Source organism: Clostridium culturomicium (genome assembly GCF_000821305.1).
GTDB lineage: Bacteria > Bacillota > Clostridia > Clostridiales > Clostridiaceae > Clostridium_J > Clostridium_J culturomicium.
On sequence record NZ_CCXK01000017.1, the window covers coordinates 1,679,753 to 1,698,531 of the forward strand.

18 protein-coding genes are annotated in these 18,779 nt (G+C 32.7%); all 18 read right to left on the reverse strand.

Features of this window, described 5'->3' with window-relative positions; genetic code table 11:
• Positions 1-41 precede the first annotated feature (41 nt).
• A complete protein-coding gene (recA, locus tag BN1075_RS20280) occupies positions 42-1,070 on the reverse strand; it encodes a recombinase RecA (protein ID WP_040195108.1) in 1,029 nt (342 codons plus the stop codon).
• Between the two features lie 167 nt (positions 1,071-1,237).
• A complete protein-coding gene (gene pgsA / locus BN1075_RS20285) occupies positions 1,238-1,780 on the reverse strand; it encodes a CDP-diacylglycerol--glycerol-3-phosphate 3-phosphatidyltransferase (RefSeq protein ID WP_040195109.1) in 543 nt (180 codons plus the stop codon).
• Between the two features lie 177 nt (positions 1,781-1,957).
• The gene (gene rimO / locus BN1075_RS20290; RefSeq protein WP_040195110.1) at positions 1,958-3,277 is read right to left on the reverse strand and encodes a 30S ribosomal protein S12 methylthiotransferase RimO; all 1,320 of its coding nucleotides are present in this window, start codon (positions 3,275-3,277) and stop codon (positions 1,958-1,960) included.
• Between the two features lie 67 nt (positions 3,278-3,344).
• On the reverse strand, positions 3,345-5,666 hold the full coding sequence (locus BN1075_RS20295) for an FtsK/SpoIIIE family DNA translocase (RefSeq protein ID WP_081911689.1): 2,322 nt from the start codon (positions 5,664-5,666) through the stop codon (positions 3,345-3,347).
• A 351-nt stretch (positions 5,667-6,017) separates the two neighbouring features.
• Complete coding sequence (locus BN1075_RS20300) at positions 6,018-6,869, reverse strand: ClpP family protease (RefSeq protein ID WP_404987749.1); 852 nt, start codon at positions 6,867-6,869, stop codon at positions 6,018-6,020.
• 53 nt (positions 6,870-6,922) lie between these two features.
• Positions 6,923-8,110, reverse strand: coding sequence for an aspartate kinase (gene dapG / locus BN1075_RS20305; RefSeq protein ID WP_040195111.1), 1,188 nt, complete (start codon positions 8,108-8,110; stop codon positions 6,923-6,925).
• Between the two features lie 13 nt (positions 8,111-8,123).
• Positions 8,124-8,399 (reverse strand): YlmC/YmxH family sporulation protein, encoded by a 276-nt coding sequence (locus tag BN1075_RS20310; RefSeq protein WP_040195112.1) that lies wholly within the window; start codon positions 8,397-8,399, stop codon positions 8,124-8,126.
• A gap of 172 nt (positions 8,400-8,571) precedes the next feature.
• On the reverse strand, positions 8,572-10,680 hold the full coding sequence (locus BN1075_RS20315; protein WP_040195113.1) for a polyribonucleotide nucleotidyltransferase: 2,109 nt from the start codon (positions 10,678-10,680) through the stop codon (positions 8,572-8,574).
• Positions 10,681-10,791: 111 nt separating this feature from the next.
• Entirely contained in the window at positions 10,792-11,055 is a 264-nt protein-coding gene (rpsO, locus tag BN1075_RS20320) for a 30S ribosomal protein S15 (RefSeq protein WP_040195114.1), read from the reverse strand.
• Positions 11,056-11,212: 157 nt separating this feature from the next.
• Positions 11,213-12,175: a bifunctional riboflavin kinase/FAD synthetase gene (locus BN1075_RS20325; protein WP_040195115.1), complete on the reverse strand. Its 963-nt coding sequence runs from the start codon at positions 12,173-12,175 to the stop codon at positions 11,213-11,215.
• 11 nt (positions 12,176-12,186) lie between these two features.
• The gene (gene truB / locus BN1075_RS20330; protein ID WP_040195394.1) at positions 12,187-13,056 is read right to left on the reverse strand and encodes a tRNA pseudouridine(55) synthase TruB; all 870 of its coding nucleotides are present in this window, start codon (positions 13,054-13,056) and stop codon (positions 12,187-12,189) included.
• A gap of 26 nt (positions 13,057-13,082) precedes the next feature.
• Complete coding sequence (locus BN1075_RS20335) at positions 13,083-14,042, reverse strand: DHH family phosphoesterase (protein WP_040195116.1); 960 nt, start codon at positions 14,040-14,042, stop codon at positions 13,083-13,085.
• Between the two features lies 1 nt (position 14,043).
• Entirely contained in the window at positions 14,044-14,394 is a 351-nt protein-coding gene (rbfA, locus tag BN1075_RS20340) for a 30S ribosome-binding factor RbfA (protein WP_040195117.1), read from the reverse strand.
• Between the two features lie 18 nt (positions 14,395-14,412).
• On the reverse strand, positions 14,413-16,503 hold the full coding sequence (infB, locus tag BN1075_RS20345) for a translation initiation factor IF-2 (protein ID WP_040195118.1): 2,091 nt from the start codon (positions 16,501-16,503) through the stop codon (positions 14,413-14,415).
• Positions 16,504-16,520: 17 nt separating this feature from the next.
• Positions 16,521-16,835, reverse strand: coding sequence for a ribosomal L7Ae/L30e/S12e/Gadd45 family protein (locus tag BN1075_RS20350; RefSeq protein WP_040195119.1), 315 nt, complete (start codon positions 16,833-16,835; stop codon positions 16,521-16,523).
• Positions 16,825-17,094, reverse strand: a complete 270-nt coding sequence (gene rnpM / locus BN1075_RS20355) for an RNase P modulator RnpM (RefSeq protein ID WP_040195120.1) — start codon at positions 17,092-17,094, stop codon at positions 16,825-16,827. Before rnpM ends, BN1075_RS20350 begins: the two co-directional genes overlap by 11 nt.
• A gap of 14 nt (positions 17,095-17,108) precedes the next feature.
• Positions 17,109-18,212: a transcription termination factor NusA gene (nusA, locus tag BN1075_RS20360; RefSeq protein ID WP_040195121.1), complete on the reverse strand. Its 1,104-nt coding sequence runs from the start codon at positions 18,210-18,212 to the stop codon at positions 17,109-17,111.
• Between the two features lie 16 nt (positions 18,213-18,228).
• Positions 18,229-18,684 (reverse strand): ribosome maturation factor RimP, encoded by a 456-nt coding sequence (rimP, locus tag BN1075_RS20365; protein ID WP_040195122.1) that lies wholly within the window; start codon positions 18,682-18,684, stop codon positions 18,229-18,231.
• Between the last annotated feature and the right edge of the window lie 95 nt (positions 18,685-18,779).

Consider the following 18,779-nt stretch of genomic DNA (forward strand, 5'->3'; position numbering starts at 1 on the left):
ATTTATCTCACATTGGATCCAACTTAACAAATAAATCTTATCTATTCAGCCTTATCATCTTTTGAAACCTTTTCGGTGTGTACAGGAAGATTATATTTCTCTCTTATTTTATTTTCTATTTCATCTCTTATTTCTGGATTTTCCTTAAAGAAGTTTTTAGCATTTTCTCTTCCTTGACCTAATCTTACGTCTCCGTACGCAAACCAAGCTCCGCTTTTTTGTACTATTTCTTCTTTAACTGCTATATCTAAGATATCTCCTTCTCTTGATATACCTTCTCCATACATAATATCAAATTCTGCTTGCTTAAATGGAGGTGCTACCTTATTTTTTGTTATTTTAACTCTAGTTCTATTTCCCATAAAGGTATCACCTTGTTTAATTGTGTCTATTTTCCTAACATCTAATCTTACAGATGAATAGAATTTAAGTGCTCTTCCACCTGGAGTTGTTTCAGGGTTACCAAACATTACTCCAACCTTTTCTCTTAATTGGTTAATGAAGACAGCACAACATTTTGTTTTGTTAATTGTACCTGTAAGCTTTCTTAAAGCTTGAGACATAAGTCTAGCTTGAAGACCTACGTGTGAATCTCCCATTTCTCCTTCAATCTCTGCCTTTGGTACTAATGCAGCAACAGAGTCTACAACTATTACATCAACAGCTCCTGATCTTACTAATGCTTCTGCAATCTCTAATCCTTGTTCTCCTGTATCAGGCTGAGAAACTATAAGATTATCTATGTCTACACCTAAAGCTTTTGCATATACTGGGTCTAATGCATGCTCTGCATCTATGTATGCCGCACACCCACCCGTTTTCTGTGCCTCAGCTACAATATGAAGAGCAACAGTACTCTTACCTGATGATTCTGGTCCAAAAATCTCAACAATTCTTCCTCTTGGAACTCCACCAATACCTAAGCCTAAGTCTAAACCTAAACATCCAGTAGAAATACATTCTATACTAAGATTGCTTTCTTCTCCCAGCTTCATTACTGCCCCTTTACCAAATTGCTTTTCTATCTGACCCATAGCTGCTTCTAATGCTTTTAATTTATCATTATTCATAAAATTCCCCTCAGGGTTCACATCCTTCCACTTCTCGAACACTCGTTCTTATATGTTCATTATATATTATTTAATTAGGTTGGTCAATAGTTATTAATAAGGAGCTCCCTTTCAAATTTCAAAAGGAACTCCTTACCATTTTTACCACATCATTAAGTTTCTAAACATTATTCATTAATATTAATAACACCTTTACCTTTAACAAAGTAATCTACACCTGATATTATTGTTATAATTCCCGCTAGATAGATAAATACTTGTGTTAACATGTTTAGCCATGAAGGAGAATATACTAAATATACTAATCCCATTATTATAGCTATCATTTGTATAACAGTTTTTAACTTACCCCAGTTACTTGCTGCTATAACCACACCTTGTGACGCTGCAAGAGTACGCAAACCTGATACCACAAATTCTCTAGCAATTATTACAACAACCACCCATGCTGGTATAATAGTTCTCTCTACAAGGATTATTAAAGCACAAGTTACTAAAAGCTTGTCTGCCAAGGGGTCCATGAATTTTCCAAAGTTAGTTATCTGATTTCTACTACGTGCTATGTATCCATCCAACTTATCAGTAATTGAAGCAATCACAAATACTGATAAAGCTATAATATTTGCTGTAGTCGTATTTACCATTGCTAAAATTAAAAATACTGGAACTAATATCATTCTTAGCACTGTAAGCTTATTTGCAAGATTCATTTCAATCATCTCCTACTCCATCAATTTCAACTGTCATACAGTAAATTTCATTATTTAACTATAAATCTTTTGCAAATTATTCACGTAATCAATATATTGGTTACTATAACCATTATACAATATATTTTCCTAATTACATAAATATTAATGTTAATTTTGTCTTAACAAGTAATAAAATTATTTTACATGATCTCCAACAAGGTCATATTCCATGGCATCTGTTATTTTCACCTTAACGAAAGTACCAACTGCTAAATTATCACCTTTAACATAAACCTCACCATCAATTTCTGGAGCCATCTCTGAATTTCTTCCAACGTATTTACCTTTATCTTTACTTTCAATAAGCACGTCATACTCTCTGCCAATTTTATTTTTATTAATCTCTGCCGAAATTAATTGTTGAGTCCTCATTATAGCATCCATTCTTTGAACCTTAACTTCTTCTTCTATTTGATTTTCCATATCTGCCGCAACAGTACCTTCTTCTTGAGAATATGTGAATACACCTAACTTATCAAATCTTGTTTCCTTAACAAAGTTTAATAACTCTTCAAAGTTCTCTTCCGTCTCCCCTGGGAATCCTACGATGAAGGTAGTTCTGATTGTTATATTAGGAACTACTTTTCTAAGCTTATTTATGTTCTCCTCAATTATTCTTCTTCTGCCTTTTCTTCTCATTCCCTTTAAAACTTCATCACTTATATGCTGAAGCGGAATATCAATATACTTGCACACTTTATCATTAACTGCAATTTCTTCAATAACAGCGTCTGTTAACTCTTCTGCATAACAATATAAAAGTCTTATCCATTTGATACTTTTTATTTTACCTAGCTCTCTTAAAAGCACATGCAGAGTTTTCTCTCCATAAAGATCAACTCCATAATTAGTAGTATCTTGAGCAACTAAAATAATTTCCTTATATCCATTTAAAGCCAACTCCTTAGCTTCCTTAAGGATATCTTCCATATCACGGCTTCTATATCTTCCTCTTATCTTTGGAATTGCACAATATGCACATACATTGTTACATCCCTCTGATATTCTTAAATAAGCAGTAGTCCCCCCTGTAGTAACCTCTCTGCTTCCTATATTGATATTAGTATCACTATAACTTGTTAAGCAGCTTTTCTCACCAGTAGCTAAAGCATTTTCTATACACTGATGAAGCTTATCATAATCATTTACACCTAATATAATATCAAGTTCAGGAATTAACTCTAAAAGCTCCTTACCATATCTTTGTGTAAGACAACCTGTAGCTATTAGAACTTTACAGTTACCTTCCTTAAATTTTGCCATCTCAAGGATTGTATCGATAGATTCCTGTTTAGAAGACTCTATAAATCCACAAGTATTTATAAGAAGTATATCTGCTTTATTCTCATCATTAACTAACTCATATTTTCTTTTTAAGCTGTTAATTATTATTTCTGCATCAATTCTATTTTTATCGCAACCTAGATTAATAACACCAAATTTTAAATTATCCACAACTTTCCTCCTAAGTTATAACTTTTTATTTATCTCTGCTTTAATGAGATATTTCCTTCATTGAAAGTTAGTATCTTCCACTATAATCTTCTCTTCCAATGACTTGCCTTGGTTTACTTCCATTTTTTCCTGAAATAATTCCTTCTGCTTCCATCTCATCAATAATTCTAGCCGCTCTATTATACCCTATTTTTAGTCTTCTCTGCAACAAGGATGTAGAAGCTTGCCCTGCTTCTAGAACTATTTTTATGGCTTCATCTAAAAGTTCATCACAATCATCACTATTTTTGCCACCCTTAGCAGCATTATTTTCTATTTCTTCAATGATTTCTTTTTTATATTCATGTTTTTCTATTCCACTACGAACGAATTCAACAACTCTTTCAACTTCCTCTTCTGAAACAAAAGCTCCTTGAATTCTTATAGGTTTAGATTCTCCAACTGGATAATATAACATATCTCCTTTTCCTAAAAGCTTTTCTGCCCCTGAGGAGTCTAATATAGTTCTCGAATCTATCTGACTTGAAACAGCAAATGAAATTCTTGATGGTATATTAGCCTTGATCACACCTGTTATTACGTCAACAGATGGTCTTTGAGTCGCAATAACTAAATGCATTCCTGCTGCTCTTGCCATTTGTGCCAATCTTCCAATATACTCTTCAACCTCATTAGCACACACCATCATTAAATCTGCAAGCTCATCAATGATTATAACAATCCACGGAAGTTTTTCTTCAATTACTCCTCTTTCAGCAAATTCATTATAACCTTCAATATTCCTCACATTATTATCTGCAAATAATTTATATCTTCTTGTCATTTCATTAACAGCCCAATTTAATGCACCAGCAGCCTTCTTAGGATCTGTTACAACAGGAATAAGCAGATGAGGAATTCCATTATAGATATTAAGCTCCACCACCTTTGGATCTATTAAAAGCAATTTTACTTCATTTGGTGAATACTTAAACAGCATACTCATTAATAAAGTATTTATACATACACTCTTTCCAGAACCCGTAGCTCCTGCAATTAAAAGGTGAGGCATTTTAGTTAAGTCACCTACAACACAATTTCCTCCAATATCTTTTCCAAGGGCAAAGGCTAAATTCTTCTTACTTTCTGTAAACTCTTCCCCCTCAATAACTTCCCTAAAAAATACTGCAGACAGTTCTTTATTCGGAACCTCAATTCCCACCGCAGCTTTTCCTGGAATTGGTGCTTCTATTCTTACTCCAGATGCAGCAAGATTTAGAGCTATATCATCTGCCAAATTAACAATTTTACTTACTTTAACACCAACATGAGGCTGAAGCTCAAACCTAGTTACAGATGGGCCTTTTGTAACCTGTACAACCTTTGCTTCTACTCCAAAGCTTGCTAAAGTGTCTTGAAGCTTATTAGCACTTACAAGTAATTCTTTTTTATCTCCGCTTTTCCCTGCACCATTCATATTTTTGTGAAGCAGTTCTGATGAAGGATAAACATACTCATAATTCTGTTCTCCAGTTCCCATTGTTATATCAATATTTAAAGCTTCCCTTTCAATCTCACTTTTCTCTATTTTCGGCTTATGCTCAACTACATCAGCCGCAGCCTCTCTTACCTTAGGTTCATCCTCATCACTTCTCATAAAATCAATAATTTTTATATTAGAATCTATTTTAGTATGTTCTTCTCTTTGAGGCTGTTCCTCTAATATAAGACTTCTATCTCCATCATCAGAAAGTCTTATTTTTTCATTCTTAATATTACTTTCCTTCTTTTCGCGCTTTTCAAAGGTAAATAGTTCTTTTATTGTAACGTCATTTATAAGCATTAATGCTACCACATAAAATGCCAAATATACAACATAACCTCCCCATTTTCCTAAGAGTAAATAAACTGGCACCGCTATTAATAAGGATATAACCCCTCCATGAAGAACTCCCTGCGCCATAAATTGATTTTGTATAGAAAGAATCATGTCTCCTTTTATATAATAATTGGGCAACACAATACTTTCTATAAACAGCAGGGATGTAATAACAAATATAGTTATACCAACCGTAGTTTTAGTGAACTTAAAATATTTATTGGTAATTATATAACATACACCCATATAAAATAATAAAAATGGAATAATATAAGCACCTATTCCTATCAGTCCAATAAATACTTTATTCACAAAAGTTCCTAAAGTACCCGTCCAAGACCCCTTATCTGTTATCATTCCTGATATTAAAGCTAAAAATATAAGAACTCCTATGGTAATTAGTATAATTCCTGTAAAATCAAATATTTTATCTTCTTCTATATTTTTAGCACCATTAACTTTTACTTTCGGCTTTGAACTAGCTTTTTTTCTACCTTTTTTCTTTTTTGAAGCTGTCTTTCTTTCTGCCATGGTCTCACCCCCAAATATTTTTCCATAGATTTTAAACAAAGTCTTCCATCTACCTCTTCCTATTTTACATTGAAAGGCCCTCATATTTCAAATTATTTTTCACTTTATAGAATTATTTACATTGTTGACTTATAAAGTGACACCTATTCCTTCTTCGTACCCCTTATTTATTACCATTCCTTCTAATACTCATTTCAATCATTTCTTACCATATTTCTTCCAAACTTAATTTATTCTATAACATCTTACTGCTTCCTTTTTATAAGTAAATTTAACTCATCATAAAACCAACATAAAATATTAAAGGCATGATAGAAGAAAATATCTTCATCACGCCTTAATCAAACATTATTATTTACTTGTTGCTACTTCTTTTTCTTTTATTAACTCATCTAATTTATCAAGAGCTGATCTTATTCCGCCAACCTCATCAATAATTCCACACTCTACTGCTTGTTTGCCTATAAGAATTGTTCCTATATCATTCAAAAGTTCATCAGTCTGACTCATTAATTCTACAAGTTTTTCCGAAGTTACATTAGATGTTCTTACTATAAACTCTATTATACGATCCTGCATTTTTTTAAAGTATTCAAAAGTTTGAGGTACCCCAATAACAAATCCATTCATTCTTATAGGATGAACTATCATTGTAGCTGATGGAGTTATAAAGGAATAATCTGATGCCGTTGATAATGGAACCCCGATGGAATGTCCTCCACCTATAACAATAGACACTGTAGGCTTACTTAAACTTGTAATCATCTCTGCAATTGCAAGTCCTGCCTCCACATCTCCCCCAGCAGTGTTTAATACAATTAAAACCCCCTTTACCTTGTCATCTCTTTCAATGGCAATAAGCTGTGGAATAACATGTTCATATTTTGTTGTTTTAGTTTGATTCCCAGATATATTATGACCCTCTATCTGACCTATAATAGGTATAATTTGAATATTATCATCTGGTTTTGCTATATTGGCAGCTCCAATTTCTCTTATATTTTCAATCTCATCAGACGAACTTGATGAATCATCTTCTGAAGCTTCATCCTTTTCTTTGCTCACTATTGTCTTTTCTATTTTCGCAGGCTTTGAAGTTTTTCCCTTATCATGTTTATTTTTTTTACAGTCATCTTCTAACTCTATACCTTCTACAGCCATTGATATGTTATCATACGTCATATTATTATCATCTTTTAACATAATAAAATACCTCCTAATACACTGTATTTTGTGCATTGGGAGGTTTTATTATTCTAACCTAAAGCAAATTCATTATGAAGTAAATTTATAGCATCCTTAACTCTGTCACTCTTTACCAAACACCATATGGTGGTGTGGGAGTCAGCCGTCTGAAGAATATCTATGTCACCTTCTTCTAAAGCTTTTAAAATTCTAGACATTACTCCAGGAACCCCTCTTATCTTAGAACCTATTACAGCTATCTTACTGCAGTCAGTTTCATATTCATAATTTATTTTTAGTTTCTCAGCTATAGCTTTAAATTTTTCCAAATCACCTTCACCTATTGTAAATACCTTTTCTCTAAGGAATACACTGATCAAATCAATACTGATTCCTTCTTCAGCTAAGGTATGGAAAATTGAATTGCAGTGATCCTTTTGCTTGCTGCTGATAAGAATCTGAACTCTTTTATCCATATGAGTAATTCCAGTTATGATTTTATCATTTTCTTTAACATATGATGCTATTAAAGTTCCTTCACATTCACTTAAAGTATTTTTAATAACAAGAGGTATGTTATATCTTCTTGAAATTTCCACTGCTCTAGGATGAATAACCTTCGCTCCCTGCTCTGCAAATTGGAACACCTCATCATAGCTTATACTTTCAATTAAAGATGCCTTAGAAACAATCCTAGGATCTGCAGTCATAATTCCATCAACATCAGTGTAAATTTGCACTTCAGAAGCTTTAAGCGCCGCGCCTAAAATAGCTCCTGTTACATCACTACCACCTCTGCCAATAGTGGTTATACTTCCATCCTCACAGATACCTTGAAATCCAGCAACTACCGGTATTTTACCTTGTTCTATTACTTTTAGAATATTAGAAGGCTCTACATCTATTATAGATGCATTATTAAAATTATTATCTGTTTTTATTCCAGCTTCTCCGCCCATTAAAGGGATTGCATCAATGCCTGCTCTTAAAAGATCATTACACATTATTACCGTACTTAAAGTTTCACCACAAGAAAGCAATAAATCCATAGCTCTTTTATTATCATCTTTAAACTTATCATCCACTAAAGAAATCAATGTATCGGTAGCATAAGGTGACCCTTTCCTTCCCATAGCAGATACAACTACCACAGGCTGCTGTCCTTTATCTATAAGAGCCTTAATTTTTTTTACAACCAGTTTTCTATTCTCTTCATTTGCTACTGATGTTCCCCCAAACTTTTGAACGACTATACTCATATTTACCTCCATGCTATATGTGGGTTTTTCGTAGTGTATCTCCATCCACATCAATGATTATAGTTTTAGAGCCTATCTTTTTTACATAGTCCCAAGATACCTCCAACATTTCATTTCCTTTAAAAAATAACTTATTAGATCTGCCGTCATTTAATAAAAGAAGCTTGAGTTGTCCATTTTCATCTATTACTATATCATTGTTGCCAAGTACACTATATTTATCTCCATCATTAATATTAATTATTTCGTATCTTTCCATCTCACTTAAATATCTATACTTCTCTTCCATATTATCACCTCATACATAATTAAATTACTATGATTAATATGTAGATAAATTCTCTTTTATGAATAAATAAGCAAAACTTAATACAATTATAATATACTTTATGAAAATGTAAACCATTATGTACTTATATTTTAACAAAAAAATAAAAAGGTGGTTTCACCTTTTTATTCCTCTATGCTTCTGATTTATTTTCTTCTGAATCTTTTAAAGCATCTTTTCTTGAAAGATTTATTCTTCCTTGAGCATCTATTTCTGTAACTTTAACAAGTATTTCATCTCCAATAGCAACAACATCTTCAACCTTGTTAACTCTTTCGTTAGCAAGCTTAGAAATGTGTACTAAACCTTCTTTACCTGGTAAAACTTCTACAAAAGCTCCAAATGCCATAATTTTAGTAACTTTTCCTAGGTAAATCTCGCCTGCTTCAACTTCTTTAGTGATTTCTTTAATCATTCTTAAAGCTTCATTAGCGCTATCACCGTCATTAGACATGATTACTATCTTACCATCATCATTAGTATCAATCTTAACACCAGTATCTGCTATTATCTTCTTAATAGTCTTTCCTCCCGGTCCTATGATTTCTCTAACCTTATCTGGTTTAATATTTATAGTGTACATTCTTGGAGCATATGGTGATAACTCTTCTCTAGGGGCAGCTATACACTCATTAATTTTCTCTAAGATGTGCATTCTTGCAGTTCTAGCATCTTCAATTGCTGTTCTGATACACCACTTAGATAAACCTTTAATCTTTGTATCTACTTGGATAGATGTTATACCAACTTCAGTTCCTGCAACCTTAAAGTCCATGTCTCCAAAGAAGTCCTCTATTCCTTGTATATCAGTCATTACAGCTTCATCACTTAAATCTTCACTTGTGATTAATCCCATTGCTATACCAGCAGCTGGTCTCTTTATAGGAACTCCTGCATCAAGTAAAGCTAAAGTACTTCCACATACGCTGGCTTGTGAAGTAGATCCGTTTGAACTTAATACTTCTGAAACTAATCTAATTGCATATGGGAATTCTTCTTCTGAAGGTATTAATGGCTCAAGAGCTCTTTCAGCTAAAGCTCCATGTCCTATTTCTCTTCTTCCTGGTCCTCTTAGTGGTTTAACCTCACCTACACTGTAAGCTGGGAAGTTATAGTGGTGCATGTATCTTTTGCTTTCCTCTTCACCAAGGCCATCAATGATTTGAACATCACCTAAAGCTCCTAATGTTGCAACAGTCATTACTTGAGTTAATCCTCTTGTAAATAAACCTGTTCCATGAGTTCTTGGAAGTAATCCAGTTTCACAAGAGATTTTTCTAATTTCATTAAAAGCTCTTCCATCTGGTCTTCTTCTATCTTTAAGCATCATATGTCTAACGATTTCTTTTTGTATGTTATATATAGTTTCACCTATATCACTAGACTTATCTGCATATTTCTCTGCAAACTCTTCTTTTATTTTAGCTTTAATTTCATCTATCTTAGCGTTTCTCTCATCTTTATCTGTGATGTACATTGCTTCTTTTAGCATATCATAAGAATAGTTTCTTATATCCTCTGCTAATTCTTCATCAACGTGATATAAAACTGGTTCTGGTTTAAACTTTCCAAATTTAGCTCTCGCTTCTTCTTGGAATGCTATTATGTTTTGACACTCATTAAAACCAAAATCTATTGCTTCGATCATAGTCTCCTCTGGTATTTCATCTCCACCAGCTTCAATCATCATTACTCTATCTTTAGTTGCACATACAGTTAACTGCATTGAGCTTAATTCTCTTTCTTTAGATGTTGGGTTAATAACAAATTTTCCATCGATTAAACCAACAGATACAGTAGCAACAGCATCTACAAATGGAATACTAGAAATTAATAAAGCTACAGAAGCAGCATTCATTGCTAATATTTCTGGTGCATTATCTTGGTCTACAGAAACAACTGTACAAACAACCTGAACATCATTTCTATATCCTTTAGGAAATAATGGTCTTATTGGTCTATCAATAGCTCTACCATTAAGTATTGCTTTCTCAGATGGTCTTCCCTCTCTTTTTAAGAACCCTCCTGGTATTTTTCCTACTGCATATAATCTTTCTTCATATTCTACACTTAGTGGAAAGAAATCTATCCCTTGTCTTGGCTCCGGAGAAGCATTTACATTTACAAGAATTACAGTTTCACCATAACTCATGAACATAGCGCAATCAGATAACATTCCAACTTTGCCTATTTCAATTTTCATTTCTCTTCCAGCAACCATTGTGCTTAATACATTTGACATTATTTTTTCCTCCTTTCAATTTTGAGCATATGTATATTATTTATATAATATTTATATTATTTGTAACTTTAATTAAAATTAAAATAATAGAGCGGCCATTGCCGCTCTTAATTATTTTCTAATTCCTAATTTAGCAATTATTGTTCTGTATCTTTCGATATCTTGCTTCTTTAAGTAGCTTAATAGCCCTTTTCTTTGTCCAACCATCATTAAAAGACCTCTTCTTGAGTGGTGGTCTTTCTTGTGAACTTTTAAGTGCTCAGTTAACTCTTTTATTCTCTCTGTTAATAGAGCTATTTGAACCTCTGGAGAACCTGTATCTCCTTCTGTTCTTGCGAATGTTACCATTATTTCTTGTTTTCTTGCCTTATCCATGCGTAATGCACCTCCAATTGTTAAATCGCCATATGCCATGTAATCCGTTGGCATTCGAAATACATAGCATAAGGTTCCTATGAAATTATATCAAAATATATTTTCTTTGTAAATAGCAAATATAATTTCAGCAATTAATTTTGTAAAAATTTAGGTTCTATTTTATGCTTTCACTCACAAAATCGTATCTTTTGTTTTCTACATATGCTTTATCTTTAATCAATTGATTTTTTAAATCATCAAATGTTAAAAACTTCTTTTCATCTCTTATTTTTTCCAAAAAATAGATTTTTATATCTTTTTTATAAATATTTTCATTAAAATTTAGTATATGCGTTTCAATACTTAATTTCTTTCCATTTACCGTTGGGTTAAAACCTATATTAGTGATACCCTTATAAAAGCTCTTTTTATACTCTACAACGGTACCATAGACCCCACCCTTGGGAACAAGGTACTTTTTGTTATAGTTCAGATTAACCGTAGGAAAATTAATTGTTCTTCCCAGCTGCCTTCCTTCAATAACTCTTCCCTTTAGCATATAGGGTCTTTTTAAAAGCACATTAGCTCTTTCAACATTTCCCTCTTGAAGGTTATGTCTTATTACTGAACTACTAGCCACTTCCCCGTCTAAAGTAACAGGTTCTACAACCTTAAGTTTATATCCAAACTCTAAACTGCATTTATGCAGAAGCTCTACATCTCCTAGATTTTTATATCCAAATCTATAATTAAATCCTACTACAATACCATGAGCATTATAATACTCTCTTAAGTTTTTAATAAAATCTGAAGGAGGTATTTCCATAAACTCTCTATTAAATTCCATGAAATTCAAAATATCAACACCAAGTTCTTCAAAGAGTTCAGCTTTTTCTTTATTACTCATGATCAGTTTAGGACAAATATCTTTGTTTATAACTGATAAAGGATGATTTTTAAAGGTACAAACCATAATTTTAACATCATTGATTTTTAAATTTGCTTTAATCTCCTCCGCTAAATTTTTAGCTCCCTCAATTAAAGCTCTATGACCTACATGTATACCATCAAAGCTGCCTAAAATTATAACGGTAGGTACATTAATAATCTTAGTAAAATTATCCCTAATAATCTTCATAAGTATATCCCCTAAATAAACATTTTTATTAGTTTAAATCCTGCCCCTGTGTTTGAACCAACACCAATTAAAACATTATCAGTGTTATATACTGCATATTCGCAGTTTTTCTTTACTTCATTAAGCAATGTTCTATCTTGTATTTTAACACCATTTGAGATTAATTTCTCAAATTTCGAATTTACAATTAACTTAGGAAAATTTTCAAAGACCTTTTCTAATGGAATTATATATGACTTTATATTTTCTTCACTTAATTCCTCCAGCTTTACACTGTTTTCAAGATTAAATGGTCCTGTGCTGCTTCTTTCTAGACTCCACATCATAGCTCCACAGCCAAGTTCTTCTCCTATGTCGTAGCATAAACTTCTTATATACGTTCCTTTAGAGCATTTAACTCGTATAGAAATGAAAGGTAGTTCTATAGATAAGATTTCAATACTGTGTATTGTAATACTTCTTGGTTCTCTATAAACTTCTATCCCTTCCCTTGCAAGTTCATATAACTTTTTACCATTTTGCTTTAAAGCAGAATACATAGGTGGTATCTGTTGTATATTCCCTACAAACTTATTAATAGCTTCAATAACAGCTTCTTCACTACATTCAACTGCACTCTCACGCAAAATTTTACCTTCACGATCATAAGTATCAGTTACAACCCCTAGCTTTATTCCTGCAACATACTCTTTTGTATCTTCCATAATAAATTCTATAGCCTTAGTAGCTCTGCCTAGACAAACCGGTAGTACACCTCCAGCCTCTGGATCTAAAGTTCCACCATGTCCAACTTTTTTTTCCTTAGCTAGCCTTTTAACTTGTCTAACTACATCAAAGGACGTTATTCCAAGAGGTTTATTTATATTTAAAACTCCGCATATCTTAATTTCTTTAGATTCTGCCATAATTACATCAACTCATTTTCTAGTATTTTATTAACTCTTTCTTTTACAGTCTCCATTGTACCTTCACAAAATAAGCCTGCAGCTCTAACATGGCCACCGCCATTAAACATTTCCGCAACCTTAGCCACATCAACTTTCTGCTTTGAACGAAGGCTAACTTTAACGCCACCTTTACTTTCTTTAAACAAAGCCACAACCTCAACACCAGAAATCATAGTACCAAAATGAATAACTTCAGCTGAATCCATAGATTCTAACCCTGATTCTTCAAGCATATCGTTAGTTATTTCCATAAAAACTACTTTACCTTCTGATTGAAGATTTATGGTATCAATAACCTTGCCGAAAAACTTAACTTTTCTAAAATCTTTATTTTCAAAAACCCTTCTTTGAACTGCATTAAAATCTATCCCTGTTTTCAGAAGACTTCCTGCAATTTCATGAGTTCTACTGGTTGTATTAGAGTGTTTAAAAGAGCTTGTATCTGTAAGAATTGATGTGTATAAAGATAAAGCAATATCCTTAGTTATTTCTACCTTTAGTAAATTTAAAAGATCAAATATAATTTCACCAACAGCCGCAGCCTTAGTATCTACATAATTTAAATCACCATATTTTTCATTGCTCATATGGTGATCTAAGTTTATAATTGCATAATTTCTATCTTCTCTTTGTAAATTTCCATTAATCCTCTTAAAATCCCCACAATCAACTACTATAACTAAATCTGTTTCTTCTTGAACATAATCTTTAAGTCCGGTAATTTCCTCTGAACATTTTAAATAGGTAAAAGTATCTGGAATTATTTCTTTAGATATTAAATATGCATCTTTAGAAAGAAGTCTAAGCCCTTGTACAAGGGCTGTAGAACTTCCTAAAGAGTCACCGTCAGGAGATTGGTGAAATGTTACACCAATCTTATTGCTTTTCTCTATGATATCTAAAATTTCCTTAGTTATCATTTTAATCCTGCTCCTTTATCTTTTGGAATAAAGATTCAAGATGACTTGCTTTATCTAAAGTAGTATCTAATTCAATAATCACTTCTGGAACATGTCTTAACTTAACATTTTTCCCAATTTCTTTTCTTATGAAACCAGTTGAACTTTTTAGAATTTTCAAGGCCTCTGCTTTTTGATCTTCTGTTCCAAATATGCTTACAAAAACTTTAGCATAGCTTAAATCTCTTGTAACCTCTACATCCGTAACACTGATCATAGCATTAAGTCTTGGATCCTTAATTTTATTTTGGATAGTATTACTAACATCCTTTTTTATTTCTTCGTTTATTCTTCCGCCTCTATAATTAGCCATGGAGATCACTCCTTTCCATTACAGTCCTTTTGGTTTAATTTCTTCCATGATATAACCTTCGATTATATCTCCTTCTTTTATATCGTTGAATTTTTCAACACTTAATCCACACTCAAATCCCGCAGCAACTTCTTTAGCATCATCCTTAAATCTCTTTAATGATGCAAGAGTTGATTCAGCTATAACTATGTTATCTCTTAAAACTCTAACTTTACAGTTTCTTGTTAACTTACCATTCAGAATATAGCATCCAGCAATAGTTCCAACACTTGAAATCTTATAAACCTGTCTAGCTTCTGCTCTTCCAATTACAACTTCTTTGTATTCTGGATCAAGCATACCAATCATGGCAGATTTAATATCATCTAAAGCATCGTATATTATTCTGTAAGTTTTTATTTCTACTCCATCTCTCTCAGCTATAGCTATTGCATTGTTATCAGGTCTTACGTTAAATCCAATAATTATTGCATTTGAAGCGTACGCAAGAGATACGTCAGTTTCTGTAATAGCTCCAACCGCTCCATGAATAACTCTAACTTTAACAGTTTCTGCTGATAACTTCTCTATAGATTGTCTTACAGCCTCTACTGAACCTTGTACGTCTGCCTTAACAATTACACTAAGTTCTTTAACTTTCCCTTCTTGTATTTGGTTGTATAGATTTTCCATAGAAACTCTGTTTGAAGTTTGGAAGTGTTCTTGTCTGATTTTTTCTTTTCTAGCATCAGCCATATTTCTAGCTGTCTTTTCATCCTTAACAACAGTAAATCTATCTCCTGCTGAAGGGACTTCAGAAAGACCTAAAATCTCAACTGGTATAGATGGACCTGCAGCTTTAGTTTTAGCTCCTTTATCATCTATCATAGCTCTTATTCTACCGTATGTAGTTCCTACTATAATAGAATCTCCTGATTTAAGAGTACCATTTTGTACAAGAATACTTGCAACTGGACCTCTACCTTTATCAAGTTTAGCTTCAATAACTGTTCCTTTTGCTCTTCTGTTTGGATCAGCTTTAAGCTCTTGCATTTCAGCAGTTAACACGATCATCTCAAGTAATGTGTCTAATCCCTGTTTAGTATGAGCTGAAACTGGAACACATATAGTGTCGCCACCCCAATCTTCTGCAAGTAAACCATACTCTGTTAGCTCTTGTTTTACTCTGTCTGGATTAGCACTTTCTTTATCCATCTTATTAATTGCAATTATCATTGGAACTTCTGCTGCCTTACAGTGGTTTATAGCTTCAACTGTCTGTGGCATTATTCCATCATCTGCTGCAACAACTAAGATAACTATATCTGTAACTTGAGCTCCTCTAGCTCTCATAGCTGTGAAAGCTTCGTGTCCTGGTGTATCTAAGAAAGTAATTTTTTCACCATTTAAATCTACAGTGTATGCTCCAATGTGCTGAGTAATTCCACCAGCCTCTGTAGCTGTTACTTTAGATTCTTTTATAGCATCAAGTAATGATGTCTTACCATGGTCAACATGACCCATTATTGTTACTATAGGTGGTCTCTTAACTTGAGTATCTTCTGATACTTCTTCGTTAACATCGTCTATTTCATCTTCCTGCTCTTTTGCAATTTCTCCAACGTTACTTTCTTTTAAAACTGCAAATGAACCATAGCTTTCTATTAATTTTTCAGCTGTATTAAAGTCAATTTCTTGGTTTACACTTGCCATAACGCCTTGGAATATTAAACCTTTTATAACTTCAACAACTGGCTTTTTAAGCTTATCTGCAAGATCCTTAACAATGATAGTTTCATCTAATTCAATTACCTCATCTGGAGTTTCTTCTGCTTTTTCAGCCTCAGCTTTTCTAACTGCAGCACTTTTTCTACGCTTGCTGTTTTTACTTTGCTGTTTTGTTATTTCCTCATTAATTTTTGACTCATATTCTTCAATAATTTCTTTCTTATCAGCAGCCTCTTTTTGCTGCTCTGAGTATAATTCTTTTATAAGATCTGCATCTTCCTCATCAATAACACTCATGTGATTTTTAGCTTCAACACCAAACTCATCCATTAATACTGTAATAAGTTCCTTACTTGAAACTTCTAATTCTTTAGCTAATTCATATATTCTTACTTTCGCCAAAATTTTCACCCCCGAATTTACATCTCGTAATTCTCTTTCCATAACTTTACTAAATTTTCACTGATTTTATTATCTTTTACTGCAAGCACATTAATCTTTTCTCTACCTATAGCATTTCCTAACTCTTCACTGGCTAAGCCGCTAATAACTGGTATATTTCTATCACTGCAGTATTTCTGAAATTTATTTTTAGTGTTTTCAGCACACTCTTCAGACAAAATACACAAACTAATTTTATTTCTTTTTATCTCTTCTTCACAGGTATTATAGCCTTCTACTAAATTTCTTGACTTTTTTGCAATACCTAAAAAGCTTAAAAATTTATTCTGCATCTGCTATCTCTTCCTTAAGTTTATCATATATTTCATCATTTATCTTACATTCTAAGTTTCTCTCAAGTCTTTTTGTTTTAACAGCTTTTTCAAGACAAACACTATCTCTGCAAATATATGCTCCTCTGCCTGGTTTTTTGCCATTTAAATCTATTGATATCTCATTTTCTTTATTTTTCACAACTCTAATAAGCTCTTTTTTAGGTTTCATTTCCATGCAACCAGTACACATTCTTTGAGGTATCTTTTTAACTTTCATAAAACTCACCTCGTTTATAGAGTTTCTTCTTGAGCATCTTCCACTCTTTTAGCTTCAGCTGCTTCTGCTTGAGACTTGCTCTTTATATCTATCTTCCATCCAGTAAGTCTTGCTGCTAATCTAACGTTTTGCCCCTCTTTACCTATTGCTAAGGATAGTTGATTGTCATCAACAACAACTTTAGCACTCTTACTATCTTCATCTATATCAACAGATATAACTTTAGCTGGACTTAAAGCATGAGCAATATATTCCTCTGGAAGTTTGCTCCACTTAATTATGTCAATCTTCTCATTTCTTAGTTCATTAACTATGTTCTGAACTCTCACTCCTTTAGGTCCTACACAAGCTCCCATTGGATCTACATCTTCCTCTTTTGAGAATACTGCTATCTTAGTTCTAGAACCTGCTTCTCTTGCAATGCTCTTAATTTCAACAATTCCACTGTAGATTTCTGGAACTTCAAGTTCAAATAATCTTTTTACTAAACCTGGGTGAGTTCTAGAAACAACAATTTGTGGTCCTTTAGAGCTCTTTTTAACTTCACAAATATAAAGCTTTAATTTTTCATTGAAGACATATGCTTCACCTGGCATTTGTTCATTTGGTCCTAAAACAGCTTCAATCTTTCCAAGATCTATGAATACATTTCCTCTGTCTTTTCTTAAAACTATACCTGTTATAATGTCAAATTCTTTAGTTATGAATTCATTGTATATAAGATTTCTTTCTGCTTCTTTAATTCTTTGAATCACAACTTGCTTAGCTGCTTGAGCTGCTACTCTTCCAAAATCTCTAGGAGTTATTTCTATTTCTGCAATATCCTCTAACGTATATCTTGGATTTATCTCTCTAGCATCCTCTAAAGAAATTTCAATAACATCATCATAAACCTCTTCAACAACTTCTTTTAAAGAATATACATGAGTTTCTCCAGTTTCCCTATTAACCCACACTCTAACGTTTTGCTCTTTAGCATGAGACTTTGCAAAATTCTTTTTATAAGCTGCTACTAATGCATCTTCAATTGTGCTAAAAAGCATTTCCTCACTTATACCTTTTTCCACAACAAGCTGTTTTGCTGCATCAATAAATTCCTCTTTAAATCCGGTGCTCATTTTTATTACTTCCTCCTTATAAAGTTGGGTTTAAAGTAACTACAGAAACCTTTGACATTGGTACTTCAACTTTATTATTTTCAACTTCTAAAGTTAAGTTTTCACCATCAAACCCCTTTAATACCCCTTCTAATTTTTTCTTACCTTCAACTAATGCTGATAATTTAACAGCAACTTCAGTATTCATATATCTTTCAAAGTGTTCCTTTGTAAATAAAGTTCTGAATACTCCTGGTGATGAAACTTCCAATGTATACTCTTCTGCTATTGGATCTTCAACATCCAGCATTTCGCTAACAAGTCTGCTAACAGAAACACAGTCATTTAATGCAACACCAGTATCTTTATCTATGTAAACTCTTAAAATGTTTTGTCCACCTTCGCGAACATACTCTAAGTGATAAAGGTCAAATCCTTGTTTTTCTACGATTTTTCCAATCTTATCATTTAATTTTTCAACAACATTACTCATAATTCAGCTCCTCCTTACTTATTATATTGCCATAAATACCTAAATAATAAACCTATTATTTATAATTAAAACGCAACTATGAGGTTGCGTTTTAA

Coding starts and splice junctions, on each gene's coding strand:
- recA (WP_040195108.1), bottom strand. CDS start 1,070: ATGAATAATGATAAATTAAAAGCATTAGAAGCAGCTATGGGTCAGATA.
- pgsA (WP_040195109.1), bottom strand. CDS start 1,780: ATGAATCTTGCAAATAAGCTTACAGTGCTAAGAATGATATTAGTTCCA.
- BN1075_RS20295 (WP_081911689.1), bottom strand. CDS start 5,666: ATGGCAGAAAGAAAGACAGCTTCAAAAAAGAAAAAAGGTAGAAAAAAA.
- BN1075_RS20300 (WP_404987749.1), bottom strand. CDS start 6,869: ATGTTAAAAGATGATAATAATATGACGTATGATAACATATCAATGGCT.
- dapG (WP_040195111.1), bottom strand. CDS start 8,110: ATGAGTATAGTCGTTCAAAAGTTTGGGGGAACATCAGTAGCAAATGAA.
- BN1075_RS20310 (WP_040195112.1), bottom strand. CDS start 8,399: ATGGAAGAGAAGTATAGATATTTAAGTGAGATGGAAAGATACGAAATA.
- BN1075_RS20315 (WP_040195113.1), bottom strand. CDS start 10,680: ATGTCAAATGTATTAAGCACAATGGTTGCTGGAAGAGAAATGAAAATT.
- rpsO (WP_040195114.1), bottom strand. CDS start 11,055: ATGGATAAGGCAAGAAAACAAGAAATAATGGTAACATTCGCAAGAACA.
- BN1075_RS20325 (WP_040195115.1), bottom strand. CDS start 12,175: ATGAAGATTATTAGGGATAATTTTACTAAGATTATTAATGTACCTACC.
- BN1075_RS20335 (WP_040195116.1), bottom strand. CDS start 14,042: ATGATAACTAAGGAAATTTTAGATATCATAGAGAAAAGCAATAAGATT.
- rbfA (WP_040195117.1), bottom strand. CDS start 14,394: ATGGCTAATTATAGAGGCGGAAGAATAAACGAAGAAATAAAAAAGGAT.
- BN1075_RS20350 (WP_040195119.1), bottom strand. CDS start 16,835: ATGCAGAATAAATTTTTAAGCTTTTTAGGTATTGCAAAAAAGTCAAGA.
- rnpM (WP_040195120.1), bottom strand. CDS start 17,094: ATGAAAGTTAAAAAGATACCTCAAAGAATGTGTACTGGTTGCATGGAA.
- nusA (WP_040195121.1), bottom strand. CDS start 18,212: ATGAGCACCGGATTTAAAGAGGAATTTATTGATGCAGCAAAACAGCTT.
- rimP (WP_040195122.1), bottom strand. CDS start 18,684: ATGAGTAATGTTGTTGAAAAATTAAATGATAAGATTGGAAAAATCGTA.